General features: G+C 44.0%; 14 protein-coding genes. 10 read left to right on the forward strand and 4 right to left on the reverse strand.

What is annotated here, in order from left to right; all coding sequences use genetic code 11:
- Nucleotides 1–7 precede the first annotated feature (7 nt).
- The 6 genes from RBATCC27255_RS04450 (at nucleotide 8) to RBATCC27255_RS04475 (ending at nucleotide 9,420) form a co-directional block, all read left to right on the forward strand.
- Entirely contained in the window at nucleotides 8–469 is a 462-nt protein-coding gene (locus RBATCC27255_RS04450) for an ATP synthase subunit B family protein (protein ID WP_101028922.1), read from the forward strand.
- Nucleotides 470–750: 281 nt separating this feature from the next.
- On the forward strand, nucleotides 751–1,320 hold the full coding sequence (locus RBATCC27255_RS04455) for an ANTAR domain-containing response regulator (RefSeq protein ID WP_169923252.1): 570 nt from the start codon (nucleotides 751–753) through the stop codon (nucleotides 1,318–1,320).
- A 37-nt stretch (nucleotides 1,321–1,357) separates the two neighbouring features.
- Nucleotides 1,358–2,440 (forward strand): carbamoyl phosphate synthase small subunit, encoded by a 1,083-nt coding sequence (locus RBATCC27255_RS04460; protein ID WP_101028924.1) that lies wholly within the window; start codon nucleotides 1,358–1,360, stop codon nucleotides 2,438–2,440.
- A 70-nt stretch (nucleotides 2,441–2,510) separates the two neighbouring features.
- Nucleotides 2,511–6,563: a carbamoyl-phosphate synthase large subunit gene (gene carB / locus RBATCC27255_RS04465; protein WP_101028925.1), complete on the forward strand. Its 4,053-nt coding sequence runs from the start codon at nucleotides 2,511–2,513 to the stop codon at nucleotides 6,561–6,563.
- A gap of 2 nt (nucleotides 6,564–6,565) precedes the next feature.
- Nucleotides 6,566–8,188 carry a CTP synthase gene (locus RBATCC27255_RS04470; RefSeq protein WP_242958574.1) on the forward strand — a complete coding sequence of 541 codons (1,623 nt, stop codon included), beginning with the start codon at nucleotides 6,566–6,568 and terminating at the stop codon, nucleotides 8,186–8,188.
- Between the two features lie 41 nt (nucleotides 8,189–8,229).
- On the forward strand, nucleotides 8,230–9,420 hold the full coding sequence (locus RBATCC27255_RS04475) for an LL-diaminopimelate aminotransferase (RefSeq protein WP_101028926.1): 1,191 nt from the start codon (nucleotides 8,230–8,232) through the stop codon (nucleotides 9,418–9,420).
- 147 nt (nucleotides 9,421–9,567) lie between these two features.
- On the opposite strand, the gene RBATCC27255_RS04480 is transcribed toward RBATCC27255_RS04475, so the two are convergent.
- Nucleotides 9,568–10,944: a glycine--tRNA ligase gene (locus tag RBATCC27255_RS04480; protein WP_021883518.1), complete on the reverse strand. Its 1,377-nt coding sequence runs from the start codon at nucleotides 10,942–10,944 to the stop codon at nucleotides 9,568–9,570.
- A 223-nt stretch (nucleotides 10,945–11,167) separates the two neighbouring features.
- Between RBATCC27255_RS04480 and RBATCC27255_RS04485 the strand changes: the two genes are divergently transcribed.
- From RBATCC27255_RS04485 to RBATCC27255_RS04500, 4 genes are all read left to right on the forward strand, one after another.
- Nucleotides 11,168–13,126: a dockerin type I domain-containing protein gene (locus tag RBATCC27255_RS04485; RefSeq protein WP_101028927.1), complete on the forward strand. Its 1,959-nt coding sequence runs from the start codon at nucleotides 11,168–11,170 to the stop codon at nucleotides 13,124–13,126.
- A 178-nt stretch (nucleotides 13,127–13,304) separates the two neighbouring features.
- Complete coding sequence (locus RBATCC27255_RS04490) at nucleotides 13,305–13,895, forward strand: cyclase family protein (RefSeq protein ID WP_101028928.1); 591 nt, start codon at nucleotides 13,305–13,307, stop codon at nucleotides 13,893–13,895.
- Between the two features lie 10 nt (nucleotides 13,896–13,905).
- A complete protein-coding gene (locus tag RBATCC27255_RS04495) occupies nucleotides 13,906–14,565 on the forward strand; it encodes an HAD family hydrolase (RefSeq protein ID WP_101028929.1) in 660 nt (219 codons plus the stop codon).
- Nucleotides 14,566–14,569: 4 nt separating this feature from the next.
- A complete protein-coding gene (locus RBATCC27255_RS04500; protein ID WP_101028942.1) occupies nucleotides 14,570–15,199 on the forward strand; it encodes an epoxyqueuosine reductase QueH in 630 nt (209 codons plus the stop codon).
- A gap of 101 nt (nucleotides 15,200–15,300) precedes the next feature.
- Here the strand turns inward: RBATCC27255_RS04500 and ptsP are convergent, their stop codons facing one another.
- The 3 genes from ptsP to RBATCC27255_RS04515 form a co-directional block, all read right to left on the reverse strand.
- Nucleotides 15,301–17,004: a phosphoenolpyruvate--protein phosphotransferase gene (gene ptsP / locus RBATCC27255_RS04505; RefSeq protein ID WP_101028930.1), complete on the reverse strand. Its 1,704-nt coding sequence runs from the start codon at nucleotides 17,002–17,004 to the stop codon at nucleotides 15,301–15,303.
- Between the two features lie 34 nt (nucleotides 17,005–17,038).
- Complete coding sequence (locus RBATCC27255_RS04510) at nucleotides 17,039–17,302, reverse strand: HPr family phosphocarrier protein (RefSeq protein ID WP_101028931.1); 264 nt, start codon at nucleotides 17,300–17,302, stop codon at nucleotides 17,039–17,041.
- A gap of 147 nt (nucleotides 17,303–17,449) precedes the next feature.
- Nucleotides 17,450–19,375, reverse strand: coding sequence for a PTS fructose transporter subunit IIABC (locus tag RBATCC27255_RS04515; protein ID WP_101028932.1), 1,926 nt, complete (start codon nucleotides 19,373–19,375; stop codon nucleotides 17,450–17,452).
- Nucleotides 19,376–19,394 lie beyond the last annotated feature (19 nt).

The following is a 19,394-nucleotide window of genomic DNA, read 5'->3' on the forward strand; positions in this document are numbered from 1 at the left end:
ACAGATAATGAAAGTTGAGGATTTGATTTTACAGCTTCAGGATGTTATCAGCGCTGCCAAGTCAATGCCCTTTTCAGGCGGCAAGGTTATGGTAAGCAGTGACGAGATTTATGATATTCTCGATCAGATTCAGGACGCTATGCCGGCAGAGGTAAGACAGGCAAAGAATATTGTTGCCGACAGAAAGCAGATTCTTGCCGAGGCTAACCGTGAATCGGAGAACATAATCAGGGGTGCGGAAGAACGCAAAAAGGCTATGCTTAACCAGAACGAGCTTGTTCGTGAGGCTCAGGCAAAGGCCAAGGAAATTGTTGACGATGCAAAACAGAAGTCGGCGGAAATCAGAAAGGCTGCAAATGTTTATGTTGACAGCATTATGAAACGCACGGAAGAGGGCGTTGCAACGCAGCTTGAGGCTCTCAGAAAGACTCATGCCAACATTGTAAGCTCGCAGAAAAAGCAGGGCTGATTTAATTAAAAACGGCTTTACATCAACAGTCGGGCAGCCCGAAAAAACAAATAATGTATAATTACAAGCGGCAGAGAATTAAACTGCCGCTTGCTTTTTTGCCGCAAAGGTATACTTGTCGGAAAACGCGAAAAATGTTGAAGAGAAGAAAATAAAATTGCATTGAAAATGTTTTTACAAAATTGTAAAAAATATTGTCATAATTCCTTTAAGTAAATAACAATAGGGGTTAATCTTGTAAAATAATAAGATGAATGAAACAATATGCGGTGGTGAGGTTCTTGAAAAATGCTTTGCTGATTTCACACTCTGAACAGAGTGCCGTTTCTTTGTCACAATTGCTTGAGAGCGAAGGCTATACGGAGATTTCCGTTTGCCAAACCTCACAGGAGGCTAAGGAGCTTGCAAAGGGTGAGGTTTTTGATCTCATTTGCGTCAATGCGCCGCTTGAAAAGGAAAACGGCATTGAGCTTTCAAAGTACTTTGCCGGAACAACCCGTTCAAGTGTTGTGATTATCGTTCCGCAGCGAAATGCGGATTATGTGAACGATGCACTTACGGAGCACGGTGTTCTTGTTATTGCAAAGCCTGTAAACAAGCACCTGTTTCACCACTTTTTGCAGTTTACGGAATGTTTTAAGATGCGTATGTTCCGTGTGATTGAGGAAAATGAAAAGCTCAAGCATATGGTTGCGGATATGAAGATAATAAACAGAGCAAAGTTCCTGCTTATTACCTGCCTTAATATGTCCGAAGATCAGGCGCATCGCTATCTTGAAAAACAGGCTATGGATCTCAGAACAAGCAAGCTTGAGGTTGCAAAGCAGGTTATCAGAACATATGAGAACTGACTGCAATTTTTTAGTTTATTGAAAGGAATGTGTTTTTATGAGCCGTGCGGCATACTTAATCCTTGAAAACGGAACAGTTTTTGAGGGCAAGGCGTTTGGTGCCGAAAAAGAAACTACGGGAGAACTTGTTTTTACTACAGCAATGACAGGTTATCTTGAAACACTCACCGACCCCAGCTATTACGGTCAGGTGGTTATTCAGACATTCCCTTTAATCGGCAACTATGGAGTTATCCCTGCCGATTTTGAAAGTGACTCTCCGTCACTGAAAGGTTATATTGTACGAGAATGGTGCCAAGTTCCTTCAAACTTCCGTTGTGAGGGTGATCTTGACACCTTTTTAAAAGAGTCGGGAATTCCCGGCATTTACGGAATTGACACCCGTGCGCTCACAAGAATTGTGCGTGAATACGGTGTTCTGAACTGCAAAATCTCCTATTCTCCCGATGTAACAAAGGAAGAACTTGACGAGATTAAGAACTATGTTATTACAGAGGCTGTTGAAAGCACTACTATAAAAGAAAAAGAGCATTTTGACGCTGAAAACGGCGACCTCAATGTTGTGCTTATGGATTTTGGCGCAAAGCATAACATCGGCAGAGAGCTTGTTAAGAGAGGCTGTAACCTTACAGTTGTTCCCGCCCACACAACAGCGGAGGAAATTAAGGCTATGAATCCCGACGGCGTAATGCTTTCAAACGGACCGGGAGATCCTTCGGACAACACAGAGATTATTGCGGAGCTTAAAAAGCTTTGTGACTTCGGGATTCCGACCTTCGGTATCTGTCTCGGTCACCAGCTCCTTGCGCTTTCACAGGGTGCAAAAACAGAAAAGCTCAAGTACGGCCACAGAGGTGCAAACCAGCCTGCAAAAGAGGTTGAAACAGGCAGAGTTTACATTACATCACAGAACCACGGCTACGCTGTTGTAAGCGACAGTATGCCCGAGAACGGCAAAGTAAGCTTTGTAAACGGCAATGATAACACCTGCGAGGGCGTAAACTACACAAATATGCCTGCTTTCTCGGTTCAGTTCCATCCGGAAGCTTGCGGCGGTCCTCATGATACAGCATTTTTATTTGACCGTTTTATTGAATTGATGAAGAACAACAGAAAATAAGAGTCCGAAATTCGGATTACTATTCAGCATAAGAACAGATACAATAATTACTTGAACGAGGAATGATTATATGCCACTCAAAAAGAATATCAAACGAGTTATGGTAATCGGTTCGGGCCCTATCGTAATCGGTCAGGCTGCCGAATTTGACTATGCAGGCACACAGGCTTGCCGTGCGCTTAAAGAAGAAGGACTTGAGGTTATTCTCGTAAACTCAAACCCTGCTACAATTATGACTGATAACGCAATGGCTGATAAAATCTACATCGAGCCGTTGACACTTGAAACAGTTAAGAGAATCATCAAAAAGGAACGCCCTGACAGCCTTCTTTCAACCCTCGGCGGTCAGACGGGTCTTACCCTTTCAATGCAGCTTGCAAAAGAGGGCTTCCTTGATAAATACAATGTTCAGCTTCTCGGTGCAAACCCCGAAACAATTGACAAGGCAGAGGACAGACAGCTTTTTAAGGACACAATGATTGAAATAGGTCAGCCTGTTATTCCGTCACTTGTTGTTACAGATGTTGAATCAGCTGTTAAGTTTGCCGATGAAATCGGTTATCCTGTAATTATCCGTCCTGCATTCACACTCGGCGGTACAGGCGGCGGTATTGTCGATAACGAGGAAGAGCTTCGTGAAATCACATCAAACGGTCTTGAACTTTCTCCTATCACACAGGTGCTTGTTGAAAAATGTATCTCAGGTTGGAAGGAAATCGAGTTTGAGGTTATGCGTGACAGCGACGGAAATGTTATTACTGTCTGCTCAATGGAAAACTTCGATCCTGTAGGCGTTCACACAGGCGACTCAATCGTTATCGCTCCTACGGTAACACTTGCCGACAAGGAATATCAGATGCTCAGAAGTGCGGCTCTCAACATTATCTCTGCGCTTAAGGTAGAGGGCGGTTGTAACTGCCAGTTCGCACTCAACCCCGAAACATTTGAATATGCGGTTATCGAGGTTAATCCCCGTGTATCCCGTTCATCGGCACTTGCGTCAAAGGCAACAGGTTATCCTATTGCAAAGGTTGCCGCTAAAATTGCTATCGGTTACACACTTAATGAAATCAAAAATGCCGTTACAGGTACAACATACGCTTGCTTTGAGCCGGCGCTCGACTATGTTGTTGTAAAATTCCCAAAATGGCCTTTCGATAAATTTGTATATGCAAAGAGAACACTCGGTACTCAGATGAAGGCAACAGGCGAGGTTATGGCTATTGCTCCGACATTTGAGCAGGCTATTATGAAAGCCGTAAGAGGCGCCGAGATTTCTCATGATACTCTCAACGACAAGGAATTTGCAGAGCTTTCAAACGCATCGGTTTATGACAGACTCAGCGTTTGCGATGACAGAAGAATTTTCTGCGTATATGAGGCTCTCAAGAGAGGCATTACAGTAGAACAGATTCACAACATCACTCTCATTGACGAGTGGTTCCTTGAAAAGCTCAAAAATCTTATTGCCGTTGAAAACGAACTCAAGAACGGCGAGCTTACGGAGGATCTCTATGTTCGTGCCAAGAACAAGGGATTCCTTGACAGAACAATTGAAAAAATCACAGGCAGGAAGGTTGAAAATCCACTTGTTCCTGTTTATAAAATGGTTGATACCTGCGCCGCAGAATTTGAGGCTGAAACTCCTTACTTCTATTCAACATTTGATAAGGAAAATGAAGCTGAGGAATTCATCAGAGAGCAGAAGAGCGATAAGAAAACAGTTATCGTATTCGGTTCGGGTCCTATCAGAATCGGTCAGGGTATCGAATTTGACTATGCATCTGTTCACTGCGTATGGGCGCTCAAGAAGGCAGGCTACGATGTTGTTATCGTAAACAACAACCCTGAAACAGTATCAACAGACTTTGATACAGCCGACAGACTTTATTTTGAACCGCTCACAACCGAAGATGTTATGGGCATAATAAAAACAGAAAATCCGTTCGGTGTAGTTGTTGCATTCGGCGGACAGACAGCCATTAAGCTTACAAAGTTCCTCAGCGACAACGGTGTAAATATTCTCGGTACATCATACGATGCCATTGATATGGCAGAGGACAGAGAGCGTTTTGATGAGCTTCTTGAAAAGTATCACATCAAGCGTCCCCGTGGCGTAACGGTTATGACAACAGACGAGGCTCTCGATGTTGCAGACAAAATCGGTTATCCTGTTCTTCTCCGTCCGTCATATGTTCTCGGCGGTCAGAATATGATTATTGCATTCAACGAAGATGATGTCAAAGAGTATATGGCAATCATTCTTGCACAGAATATTGAAAATCCGATTCTTATTGATAAGTACCTTCAGGGTACAGAGCTTGAAGTTGACGCCATTTGTGACGGTGAAGATATTCTTATTCCGGGTATTATGGAGCATATCGAGCGTGCCGGTGTTCACTCGGGCGACTCAATTGCGGTTTATCCGGCATGGAATCTCTCAGACAGAATGACTCAGATTATTATTGAAAGCTCAAAGAACCTTGCAATCGAACTCCGTACAAAGGGACTTGTAAACATTCAGTACCTTATCTATAAAGACGAACTCTATGTTATCGAGGTAAATCCCCGTTCTTCAAGAACAATCCCTTACATCAGTAAGGTAACAGGCGTTCCTATGGTTGACCTTGCAACAAGAGCAATGCTCGGTGAAAAGCTCAAAGATATGGGCTACGGCACAGGCCTTTACAGAAAGAGTCCTTACATTGCGGTTAAGGTTCCTGTATTCAGCTTTGAAAAGCTTATCAATGTTGATAACCACCTTGGCCCCGAGATGAAGTCAACAGGTGAAGTTCTCGGTGTTGCAGGCACACTTGAGGAGGCTCTCTATAAGGGACTCATCGGTGCAGGCTACAAGATGAAGAAAAAGGGCGGTGTGTTCATCACAGTCCGTAATTCGGATAAAGCTGAAATCGGTGAAATCGCAAAGAAATACTACGACCTCGGATTCAGAATCTACGCAACAGAGGGTACAGCGGATGTACTCAAGAAGTACGGTATCGATGCTGTAAGCGTAAAGAAAATTCACGAGTCCAAGACAAACAATACTCTTACACTCATTGAATCGGGCAAGATTCAGTATGTTATTTCAACATCTGCAAAGGGCAGAATCCCTTCAAGAGATTCTGTTAAAATTCGCCGTAAGACCGTTGAAAGAAATATTCCGTGTCTTACATCTCTTGACACGGCAAATGCGCTTGCGGATTGCCTCAAGAGCCACTATTCACAGCACAGCACGGAGCTTATCGACATTAACCACATGAGAGAGGAAAAGCTTATGTTAAAATTCACTAAGATGCAGGGTATAGGCAATGACTATATCTATTGCAGCACTTTTGATCAGGAAATCAGCAACCCCGAGGCGCTTGCCGTAAGACTTTCCGACAGACATTTCGGTATCGGCGGCGACGGTATTATTCTTGTTTGCCCTTCAAAGGTTGCAGACGCAAAGATGAAAATGTACAACCTTGACGGTTCAGAGGGCAAGATGTGCGGTAATGGTATCCGTTGCGTAGGCAAATTCCTCTATGACCACGGTATGGTTGATATCAACGAAAAAGACGAAATTACAATTGAAACACTCAGCGGAATTAAGAAGCTCAAGGCATATACTTCAGGCGGAAAGGTTAACCGTCTCAGAGTAGATATGGGCAAGGCTATTCTCGATCCTAAGGAAATTCCCGTTGCTCTTGACGGTGACAAGGTTGTTGACAGAACTGTTGAGATTGCAGGCAAGAACTATAACATCACCTGCGTATCAATGGGTAACCCTCACTGCGTAGTATTTATGGACGATATTGATAATCTTGACATCGAAACCATAGGACCTGAGTTTGAAAACGATAAGCTTTTCCCTGAAAGAGTGAATACAGAATTTGTAACAGTTCTCGATGACCATACAATCAAGATGAGAGTGTGGGAGCGTGGCTCAGGCGAAACATGGGCTTGCGGTACAGGCGCTTGTGCCGTTGCGGTTGCCGCTTGTGAAAACGGTTTCTGCAAAAAGGGTGAAGACATCAAGATTAAGCTCAAGGGCGGCGATCTTATTATCAACTATACTGATGAAACGGTATATATGACAGGTAATGCGGAAAAAGTATTTGAAGGCGAAGTTGAGGTGTAATCGTGGAGATAACCGAACATAAGAAGAATAAAAAATATATATTTGTAACAGGCGGTGTCGTATCCGGTCTTGGCAAGGGTATCACAGCCGCATCTCTCGGCAGACTTTTAAAGGCAAGAGGACTCAAGATTGTTGCTCAAAAGCTTGACCCGTATATCAATGTCGATCCGGGTACAATGAGCCCGTATCAGCACGGCGAGGTATATGTAACGGAGGACGGCGCAGAAACCGACCTCGACCTCGGCCATTATGAGCGTTTTATTGATGAGGACCTTAACAAGTATTCAAACCTCACAACAGGTAAGGTTTACTCAAATGTTCTTGAAAAGGAGCGTCACGGCGACTATCTCGGTAAGACAGTTCAGGTAATTCCTCACATCACAAATGAAATCAAGTCTTTTATCTACAATGTAGGTGAAAAGACCAATGCCGATGTTGTAATTACGGAAATCGGCGGTACGGTGGGCGATATCGAAAGCCAGCCGTTCCTTGAGGCTATCCGTCAGGTATCTCTTGAAGTCGGCAGAGAGAACAGCATCTTTATTCATGTAACTCTCGTTCCCTATATCAAGGGCAGTGAGGAACACAAATCAAAGCCGACACAGCATTCTGTAAAAGAGCTTCGTTCACTCGGTATCAATCCCGATATCATCGTTCTTCGTTGTGACGAACCTCTTGAGGAGAGCATTTTCAACAAGATTGCACTTTTCTGCAATGTAAAACCGGATTGTGTAATCGAAAATATTACTCTCCCAACGCTTTATCAGGCACCTCTTATGCTTGAAAAGAGCAATTTCTCAAATGTTGTATGTCGTGAGCTCAATATTGTAACGGACAAAAAGCCCGACCTTTCCGAGTGGGAAGAAATGCTTAGCCGTATCAACAACCGTACAAAGAAATGCACGATTGCTCTTTGCGGTAAGTATGTTGCTCTCCATGACGCATATCTTTCCGTTGCAGAGGCACTCCGTCACGGTGGCTATGAAAATTCCGCCGATGTTGAAATCAAGTGGGTTGACTGCGAACTTCTTACAAAGTACAAGGTTGACGAGCTTCTCGGTGATGTTGACGGTATCCTCGTTCCGGGTGGCTTCGGTAACAGAGGTATCGAAGGTAAGATTATGGCTGCAAAATATGCCCGTGAGCATGATATTCCGTATCTCGGAATCTGCCTCGGTATGCAGACTGCAGTAATCGAATACGCAAGAGATGTTCTCGGCTATGCTGACGCCAACAGCGGTGAGTTTACACCAGAGGGCAAGCATAATGTTATTGACCTTATGCCTGAACAGGAAGGCATTGAGGATATGGGCGGCACAATGCGTCTTGGTGCATATCCGTGTGTTATCGAGCCCGATTCGCTTATGGCTAAGGCTTACGGTCAGCATGAAATTTCAGAGCGTCACCGTCATCGTTATGAGTTCAATAACGATTTCAGAGAGGAAATTGAAAATGCAGGTATGAAGATTACAGGTACTTCACCTAACGGACTTCTTGTTGAAGCTGTTGAAGTTCCCGACAACCATTTCTTCGTTGCTGTTCAGTATCACCCCGAGTTCAAGTCACGCCCGAACCGTGCTCATCCGCTTTTCAGAGAATTTATTAAGGCATCACTTGAAAAATAATTTATATTCCACTTAACTTACAGACAAAAGGACTGATTTTAATGAAGATTAACAGAAATTTTGACAATCTCGTTCCTAACTATCTTTTTGCAGATGTTGCAAAAAAGACAAATGCATATATTGCGGCTCATCCCGATAAAAAGGTTATCAAGCTTGGTATTGGCGATGTAACCCTTCCGCTTGCTCCTGTTGTTGTTGAGGCAATGAAAAAGGGCGCAGAGGATCTTGCTCACAAGGAAACCTTCAAGGGTTATCCCGATTATGAGGGCTACGAGTTTCTCAGACAGGCTATTTCAGATTATTACAAGAGCTTTGGTGTTGCAGTAGGCGCTGACGAAATCTTTGTATCAGACGGTGCAAAGTCTGACTGCGGCAACATAGGCGACATCTTCTCAAAGGATAATATTGTTCTCGTAACCGATCCTGTTTACCCCGTATATGTTGACTCAAATATTATGGCAGGCAGAGAAATCGTTTATGCCGCATCAAATGAGGCAAACGGCTTTGCCGCTCTCCCTGATGAAAATGTAAAGGCAGACATCATCTACCTTTGCTCACCTAACAACCCGACAGGTTCTGCATACAATGCCGAACAGCTCAAGACTTGGGTTGACTACGCTCTCAAAAACGATGCAATAATCCTCTACGATTCAGCTTATGAGGCATTCATCACAGAGGATCTCCCTCGTTCAATTTTTGCAATCGAAGGTGCAAGAAAGTGTGCAATTGAAATGTGCTCACTTTCAAAGACAGCAGGTTTCACAGGTACAAGATGCGGTTACACGGTAATTCCTAAGGAGCTTGAGCGTGACGGTCACAATATCTATGCAACATGGTACCGCCGTCAGGCAACAAAGTTCAACGGTGTTTCATGGCCTGTTCAGTGTGCTGCTGCCGCTGTATTCAGCGAAGAAGGTCAGAAGCAGATCAAGGAGAACATTTCTTACTATCAGGAAAATGCAAGAATTATCGCATCTGCTCTTGATGAACTCGGCATCTACTACACAGGCGGCAAGAACTCACCTTATATCTGGCTCAAGTGTCCGAACAATATGGGCAGCTGGGAATTCTTTGACCTCCTCCTCAACGAGGCAAATGTTGTAGGTACTCCTGGTGAGGGCTTTGGCGAAAACGGTGCCGGCTACTTCCGTCTTACATCATTCGGTGACAGAGAAAACACGATTGAGGCTGTTGAGAGAATCAAAAAGGTTCTCACAAACCTCTCAAAGTAATTTGATTGAATTCAGATTATTATATTGAATAAAACACACAGCGGATAACCCGAATTTTAAGGTTATCCGCTGTTCTTATACGGTGAGCCGCCCCTACGCAAAAAAAGGACATTCCATTTGGAATGTCCTTTTGATATCATATTAAAATCAGAACTTAATCTTTTCAGCGATATAATCGTTGAGCTTGTCGATTGCAACTCTTTCCTGCTGCATTGTGTCGCGGTCACGAACGGTAACACAACCGTCATCAACAGACTCAAAGTCATATGTGATACAGAACGGAGTACCGATTTCATCCTGTCTTCTGTAACGCTTGCCGATTGAGCCTGCATCGTCATAATCGGTCATAAAGTCAGCTGAAAGCTGCTCATAAACCTTTCCTGCCTGCTCGTTGAGCTTCTTTGAAAGCGGAAGAACGCAAGCTTTGTACGGAGCAAGGGTCGGATGAAGTCTTAACACAACTCGTGTATCCTTTTCATCAATAACTTCTTCATCGTAAGCCTCAACAACAAGAGCAAGGAAAAGACGCTCAACACCGAGCGACGGCTCAATAACATACGGAATGTACTTCTCGTTCGTTGTCGGGTCAAAGTATTCAAGCGTTTTGCCGCTTGTTTTGCTGTGCTGTGTAAGGTCATAGTCTGTTCTGTCGGCAACGCCCCAAAGCTCGCCCCAACCGAACGGGAAGAGATATTCAAAGTCTGTTGTTGCCTTTGAGTAGAAGCAAAGCTCCTCTTTTGCATGGTCACGAAGACGGAGATTTTCTTCCTTAATATTGAGAGAATAGAGCCAGTCACGGCAGAAACCTCTCCAGTATTCAAACCATTCAAGGTCAGTGCCCGGCTTGCAGAAGAATTCAAGCTCCATCTGCTCAAACTCACGAACACGGAAAATGAAGTTACCGGGTGTGATTTCGTTTCTGAAAGATTTACCGATCTGTGCAACGCCGAAAGGAACTTTCTTACGGCTTGTTCTCTGAATGTTAGAGAAGTTCACGAAAATGCCCTGAGCAGTTTCGGGACGAAGATAAATTTCATTTTTGCTGTCTTCTGTAACGCCCTGGAATGTTTTGAACATAAGGTTGAACTGACGAATGTCGGTAAAGTTGTGCTTGCCGCAGTTAGGACACGGAATCTCTTTTTCCTTGATGTAATTCATCATTTCTTCGTTTGTCCAGCCTGCAACATTTGTGCCGTCAAAATCTTCAATAAGATTGTCGGCACGGTGACGGGTTTTACATTCCTTACAGTCCATAAGCGGGTCTGAGAAACCGCCGAGATGACCTGATGCAACCCATGTCTGCGGATTCATAAGGATTGCTGAGTCAAGACCAACATTGTACTTGTTCTGCTGAACAAACTTCTTGAGCCAGGCATTTTTAATATTGTTTTTTAGTGCAACACCGAGCGGACCGTAATCCCAAGTGTTTGCAAGACCGCCGTAAATTTCAGAACCCGGATAAACAAAGCCTCTGTTTTTACACAAAGCAACGATTTTATCCATGGTTTTTTTGCTGTTTTCCATAACTTAACCTCTCTTTGCGGATAGATAAAAATAACCACTAAAATAATACAATTATTTGCAACTGTTGTCAAGTAAAAAGACTTCGTCACAGCATTTGTTGCGGTCTGAAAATAATAATTTGAAAAAAATTTACAAACTTGCCAAAAAACACTTGTAAATGTAATCGTTTTGATATATAATGTAGTTACTCAAAATTTGAGTAACAAAAAAGGAGGAATTAGCGATGAAAAAATCATCCAAGGTTCTCAGTTTGGTACTTGCAGTTCTTATGGCAGTATCCTGTTTTTCAGGTTTGACCATTTTTTCTGCATCAGCTGAAGAAACCGACACAAAAATTTATTTCGATGTAAGTACTGCCCCTGCAGAATGGGGTACTACAAAGAACGTTTATTGCCATCTTTATGCAATAGCAGGTGATGAATTCCCTGAAACATCTTGGCAGACACCGCCTGAGAAGTGCGCTAAAGACAAGGAGACAGGTCTTTACTACTTTGATACAGCAAAGATCAAGAATGAAGACGGTACGCTCCACGGCGGTCTTAAGGACAATGCTGACTATGCTGTAATCTTCTCAACAAAAGACACCAAAAAAACAACTCACCAGACTTGTAACATAACACTCGGCAAGCCTTGTCTTGGCGACACAGTTTACCTCACAGGCGGTAAGGTTGAGAACACAGAGGACTCATCAAAGCTTGATGACGGTGCAACATGGAGAAATAACAGTGACAACTACGGTCCTAAGGCTGCAATCACATCAACAGGTAAGGTTACAAAGGGCAGATTCCCTGTTTACCTTTCAAGAGCTGAAATGGTTGCACAGGCACTCTTTAACTGGGCTGTTAAGAATCCTAACCACTACACTCCCGAAACTGTAGCTAATATTTGTGCAGAGGTTGAAGCTGAGCCGATGGATGTTTACAACACTTATGCTGAAGTATATGCAACACAGCTTGCTGATCCTGAAGCATATCCTGATTGTGCTCCTCTTTCAACAATTGCTACACTTCTCGGTGTTGATCCTTCTGTTACAGAAGAGCCAACAACTACAGAGCCTGCTACAGAAGAGCCGACAGAAGCTCCTACAACAGAGCCTGCTACAGAAGAGCCGACAGAAGCTCCTACAACAGAACCTGTTACAACAGAGCCTGTTACAACAGAGCCTGTTACAGAGCCTACAACAGAAGCTGTTACAACAACAGATCCTATTTATGTAGTAGCCGGTGCAGAAGAATTTGCCGGTCTTAAGTGGATTGGTGACCCTGTAAACGGTGCTCAGAATGTTATGACAAAAGACGGCGATATGTATTCAAAGACATTCGCTGCAACACCTGCCGGCGATAGCTATCAGGTTAAGGTTGTTAAGAATGTAGCTAACGGTACAGATCCTGAAACAGGCGACACAGTTTGGAATCAGACTTGGATCGGTTACGATAACACAGAAAACAACCTCACATTCGATGTAACAGCTGCTTGCGATGTAACAGTAACATACAATCCTGCTACAAATGAAATCAATGTAACAGGTGACAGTGTTAAAATCGTTAAAGAACTTAAGGTTGATTATGTATTACCAGTTGGTAACGGTTTCCAGAGCTGGCTCAACGGCGAGGACTGGAAGGTAGACGCTGAGTCAAACAAGATGGAAATGGTTTCTGACAAGGTTTACAAGATTACATATAAGGGTGTAACGTCGTCAGATAACTATGAATTTAAGTTTGCTGCTAACGGTTCATGGGCTGCTAACTGGGGTCTTCCGGCAACAGAGAACAGTGCTCCTGTCGGTAAGGACTTCGACCTTACATACAACGGTGAGAATATGGTTCTCGATACTGTAGCTCTCGGTTATGCAGAGGGTTCATCAATTGATGTAACACTTACACTTGACCTTTCAGGCTTTGACTATCCTTCAAAGCAGGGCGCTAAGGCTAATATTACAATTGAAGGCGATCGTGTTCCGCTTCTCGGCGATGCTGACGGTGACTTCTCAATCACAGTTAAAGACGCTACAATGATTCAGAGAATTGCAATCGGTCTTTTAAGCACAGACGCTTCCAAGGTTTGCGACGCTAACGAAGACGGCAGAATTTCTGTTAAGGACTCAACAATTGTTCAGAAGTATGTTGTTAAGGGTTACAACAACACAGGTAATGTAGGTTCACCTATTGCCAGTGCTGAATAATTTTGATTGATTTAATCTGAAATTACATTTTACCTCGCAGGGAATCCCCTGCGAGGTTATTTTTTGTCATAAAACAAGGAAATTTTGCCGATAAAGATGCAAAGTGTAATAATGTGTGTTATAATAATCCCAGTGAAGTGTTACAAGGAATGTTCAAAAGAAAAGAGGCGAAAGATATATGTATATTCATGATATTTCAAAGGATACTCTTACAACCGAGGTATATCCGGGAGATCCGAAAACGGTTGTAACTCCGCTGAGAAGTATGGATGATGAAGAATGCAATCTTTCGCAGATTTCGATGTGTGTTCATGCCGGAACACATATTGATGCTCCGCTCCACTTTTGCCCTGACGGCAAAGGGATAACCGATTTAAGGCTCAACACCTTCTACGGAAAATGCACCGTAATAACGGTCAAGGGCGTTTTGACGGGCGAAGATATGGACAAGCTGTTGCCGTATTGCAGAAAGCGGATACTGTTCAGGGGGAACGGCGATACCTATCTTTCACATTCTGCCGCAATTGTACTTGCACAAAGCAGAGTGGTGCTTGTCGGTACGGACGCCGAGTCAATCGCTCCGCCGTTTGATGAAGTAAAAACGCACCGTGAACTGGGCAGAGCAGAAATCGCCGTGCTTGAAAATCTCAATCTTTCGGGGGTTGATGACGGCGAATATGATTTGTGCGCTTTCCCGATTAAGCTCGGCGGTCTTGAGGCGGCGCCATGCAGGGCGATACTTTTTGAACAGGAAAAAGGATTAAACTAAGGTGATATTTATGGTAAAAATGGTAGTATTTGATCTTGACGGCACACTTATAAATTCTCTTACCGATCTTGCTATAAGCGTGAATTATGGCTTGAAGCTTAACAGGCTTGAGGAAAAGCCTGTTGAAAATTATAAAACATATGTCGGAAACGGCAGAGAAATGCTCATCAGAAGGGCGATGGGAGATGCGTGGACCGACCACGAGCTTTTTGAAAAGGTCAAGGCTGATTACGACAGACACTATGCCGTCCATTGCAACGACCACACTGCCGCATATGACGGTTGTGCAGAAATGCTTGAAAAGCTTGCACAAAAAGGTATTAAAACGGGTGTGCTGTCAAACAAACCCGATGAATTTGTTGATAAAATGCTAAAAAAAGCATTCCCAAATCACAAGTTTACTCAGGCATGGGGGCAGAAACCGCAGTACAAGACAAAACCCGAGCCTGATGCTCTGCTTGCACTCCTCAATATGAGCGGTGTAACTCCCGAAGAATGTTTCTATGTCGGCGACAGCGATGTCGATGTGTTTACGGCAAACAATGCAGGCATAAAAATGGCAGGTGTTTCATGGGGATTCAGAGGCAAAAACGAGCTTATGAACGCCGGCGCGCCGTTTGTTGCAGACACAGCCGAAGAACTTTTTGACTACATTTGCAAATTTATATAATAGTATGAACAAGATAAATTATCAGAAAGAACTCGACAGGGTGATTGACAAAATAACGGGGGAGGGAAAAGTCCCAAAGCTGCTTTTGCATGTGTGCTGCGCCCCGTGTTCGTCATACTGCCTTGAGTATCTTTCAAAATATTTTGATATCACAGTCTATTTTTACAATCCGAATATTTCGATTGCGGATGAGTATAATTACCGCCTGAACGAAGAAAAGCGTCTTGTGTCGCTTATGCCGTTTGAACATCCTGTAAAGGTGGTCGAGGGCGAATATTTGCCCAAGGATTACTTTGATTATGTCAAAGGCCTTGAAAATGAACCCGAGGGCGGAAAGCGGTGTGAAAAATGTTTCAGACTGCGACTTGAATCCTCTGCACGCTACGCAAAGGAACGCGGCTTTGATTATTTTACAACCACGCTTACAATCAGTCCGCTGAAAAATGCGCAGTTGCTCAATTCAATCGGTGCGGAGCTTGCCGAGAAGTACGGTGTTCCGTGGCTGTACAGCGACTTCAAAAAGCGTGAAGGCTACAAGCGTTCAATCATCCTTTCAAAAGAATATGACCTCTACCGCCAGAACTACTGCGGTTGCGTTTTTTCAAAAAGGGATAGTGTTGAAGAGGAAAACTAAGTTAATACATCAAAAGACAAATCCCCGCCGGAATTTCCGACGGGGATTAATCGTGTTTGCAAATTATTTAACTGAGGTTAACGCATATTAACTTGGTTGCTTTACACAACCGATTTGAGGTATTCGACAATTTCCTGCTGTGTACTCATTTCAAGCACCTTTGCGGTAACTTTGTCTGCCTCTTCTTTTGTCCATGTGGAAATTATTTTTCTCACATTGAGAACTGACGGAGCGGAAACGCTGAATTCTGTGAGTCCGAATGAAATAAGCAACGGAATCATCAGCTTGTTTGCGGCAGCCTCACCGCACATTCCGACTGAAATGCCGTTCTGAACACCGCACTCAATTGTGCGTTTAATCATTCTGAGAACGCTTGGCTGAAGGGGAGAGTAAGAGAGGTAAGACACATCGTTGTTGCCTCTGTCACAAGCCATTGTGTAGCCTGTGAGGTCATTTGTGCCGATGCTGAAAAAGTCTGCCTCTTTTGCAAGCATATCTGCGATAACTGCCGCAGACGCTGTTTCAACCATAACACCAACCTGAATGTTTTCGTTGAAATTTATGCCCATATTGCGTAAATCGGCTTTGCATTCTGCAACAAGCTTTTTGCCCTCACGAAGTTCATCCATAGTTGTGATGAGCGGGAACATAATCTTGATGTCACCGAATGCGCTTGCACGCAAAATGGCTTTAATCTGTGATTTAAAAAGTTCACGGTTTTTAAGGCAATATCTGATTGCACGGAATCCCATGAACGGATTTTCTTCTTTTTTAAGTCCAAGGTACGGAATGTCCTTGTCACCGCCGATATCAAGTGTTCTGATAATCAGCGACTTGCCCTTTAAGATAAGAGCCGCCTTTTTGTAGGCCTCATACTGTTCGTCCTCTGTCGGAATTGAAGTTCTGTCCATGAACAGAAACTCTGTTCTGAAAAGTCCGACACCCTCGCCGTCTGCGTCAACTGCCTTGACAGCGTCTTCAGGTTTTCCTATGTTGCAGAAAAGTTCATAAACTTCTCCGCTTGCGGATTTTGTTTCTCGTCCCCTGTAATTTTCAAGCTCTTTGCGTTCTGCAAGAAAAGCGTCACGCTTTTTGGAGTATTCTGCAACTGTGTTATCATCCGGATTAACAATTACAGCACCCTCACTGCCGTCAACTACAACTGTGTCGCCGTTTTTCAGGCTTGATGCGACACCCTCAACACTGAGTACGGCAGGAATTTCAAGCGCTCTTGCAAGAATTGCAGAGTGGGAAGTTGTTCCGCCTGTTTCAGTAATAATGCCTGCTATGTTTTCTTTTACAATACCTGCCGTAACAGAAGGAGTAAGCTCTCTTGCAACAAGCACCGTGCCTTTTGGCGCGTCACTTACTTTAATTTCGTTTACTCCGAGAAGAATGCCGAGAACACCGCTCTTGATATCTCTGACATCAGCCGCACGCTGTTTTGTAAGCTCATCGTCAGCTGCCGAGAACATTGCAATAAACATATCGCACATATGCTCAAGGGCAGATTCTGCACATTGACCGTCTGCAATCAGCTTTTCAATTTCACCGCTGAGATACGGATCTCTGATAATCTGAATGTGACCTGCAAGAATTTCTGCCTCTTTTTCACCGGCTGAACTGCGAAGATTTTCTGCCTGTTTTTCAGTGTTGTAGCAAAAAGCGTCAACTGCTGTCTTAAAACGCTGTGACTCTGCTTCGGTATCTGTTACGGTTCGTGGAGTGTATTCAAGCGAATGTTCTTCAATAAGCATTACCTTACCGATTCCGATACCCTCGGATGCAGCTGTTCCGTGTAGCATAATCTTCACCTCTTGTAACTGTTTGTCCGTTGTCTTACTCGCCAAGACCGCTCTCTATGAGCTGTGTTGCTTCTGCAAGCGCTTCGTTTTCGTCAGCTCCGTCGCAAACAATCTCAATGTCGCTGCCGCACTTGATGCAGGCTGCAATAATGTTGAGAAGGCTCTTTGCGTTGTACTGATTGCCGTTGAATTTGATTGTTACATCACAGCTGTATTTGCCCATAGCTGTTGCAAAAACCGATGCCGGACGCATATGGAATCCCTGCGCATTTGTGAGTACGAGTTCTTTTGATACCATAATAAAATCTCCTTTATAAAATAAATTTGTGTTTTGAAGTTTTGAATCTAATGTCGTGAAAGTTCTTTGAGTTTTGAGGGGTGGCACCGGCTTTTACACCGGTGCCGAGGAACAAAACATTTCAAAAAACGGGTAATAGCAAATTAATTATTTTTTAATCGGTCTTTTGAGAAGTGCAAGCATAAACATTGAAACTACTGCACCGATTGCAAGAGCAAGGAGGTAGAAATACCATGTACCCTGCATTGTTGCGAATACGAAGATACCGCCGTGAGGAGCCATAAGCTTACAGCCAAAGAGAGCTGAAAGTGCGCCTGCTACTGCAGAACCAACGATACATGAAGGGATAACCTGAAGCGGATGACCTGCTGCGTAAGGAATTGCACCTTCTGAGATGAATGAAAGTCCCATTATATAGTTTACGGGAGCATTCTTTCTTTCTTCATCTGTCCAACGATTCTTGAAGAATGTGTTTGAAAGAGCGACTGCGATTGGAGGAACCATACCGCCGATCATAACTGCTGCCATAATGATGTATGCCTGATCGTCTGCGTTTGCAAGGTTAAGTGTTGCGAATGCATAAGCTGCCTTGTTGAAAGGACCGCCCATGTCGATAGACATCATACCTGCGAGGAGCGCACAGAGCGGAACCATCATTGCAGGGTTAGAGGCAATAGCGTTAAGGCCGTTTGACATACCTGAGTTAATCATACCCATGAACGGGTTGACTGCGCACATTACAACGAGAATACCGCCGAGTCCGAGAAGCGGATAGATGAGAACGGGCTTGATACCCTCAAGAGCCTTAGGCATCTTATCGCACATTTTTTCAATACCGAGCATTAAGTAACCGCCTACGAAACCTGCGAGCAAGCCGCCGAGGAAGCCTGACGGAACTGTTTCTGCAGCGGCAGGATCCATAAAGGTTGCGCCTGATGTTGCAAGGAAACCGCCTACAAGACCAACGAGAAGACCGGGACGGTCTGCAATTGACATTGCGATAAAGCCTGAAAGGATAGGAACCATAAGGTTAAATGCCACACCGCCGAGTGTTTTAAACCATGCGGCTGCAGGAGTTACCGTACCGAATGCACTGCCAACCTCCTGTGCGTTAACACCGCATGCAATATCAATGAGGAATGCGATTGCAATGAAGATACCGCCTGCTACAACGAACGGGAGCATATGTGATACACCGTTCATAAGGTGACCGTAAGCGCCGCCTCTCTTCCTTGGAGCATCTGCAGAACCGCCTTTGTGATGATATACGGGAACTTCTTTGTTTACAATCTTGTTGATAAGCTCTTCCGGCTTATGAATACCGTCTGAAACGGCACACTGTAAAACGGGCTTGCCGTCAAAACGGGCAAGATTTATTGTGATGTCAGCGGCAATGATGATACCGTCGCAGTTTGCAATTTCTTCTTCGGTAAGCACATTCTTTGCACCGCCTGAACCGTTTGTTTCAACCTTAATCGGAATGTTAAGGCTGTCGCCGGCTTTCTGGAGTGATTCAGCCGCCATATAAGTATGAGCAATACCTGTTGGACAAGCTGTGATAGCAAGAACTCTGTAACCCTTCTTTGCAGGAACTTCTGCCTTTGGTTCATCGGGGAACTTCTCTTTTTCTCTTGCGTCAATAATCGAGATGAATTCTTCCGGAGTTTTTGCGGCTTTAAGCTTTGCGGTAAAATCTTCATGCATCAAAAGCTGCATAAGTCTTGCAAGAACTTCAAGATGAACATCACCGTCTGTTGTTGCGGCAATCATAAAGAGCAGCTTACAGGGCTTACCGTCGGGCGAGTCATAATCAACACCGTCTGGAACTGTGATAGCCGTGAGGGCGGGAGCTTTTACAGCTTCGCTCTTGGCATGGGGAATTGCAACCTCCATACCTACAGCTGTTGTGCCGAGTTCTTCACGGTTGAGGATTCCCTCTTTGTAGGCTTTAACATCCTTGAGGTTTCCGCACTTTTCATGTAATGAAACAAGTTTGTCAATTGCTTCGCTCTTGTCGGCAACTTTAACGCCGAGAGCAATACCCGATTTTTTTAATAAATCTGTGATACGCATATTTTTCTCTCCTTTTTAA

Origin of the sequence: Ruminococcus bromii (genome assembly GCF_002834225.1) — a bacterium.
In the GTDB taxonomy this organism is placed as follows: domain Bacteria; phylum Bacillota; class Clostridia; order Oscillospirales; family Acutalibacteraceae; genus Ruminococcoides; species Ruminococcoides bromii.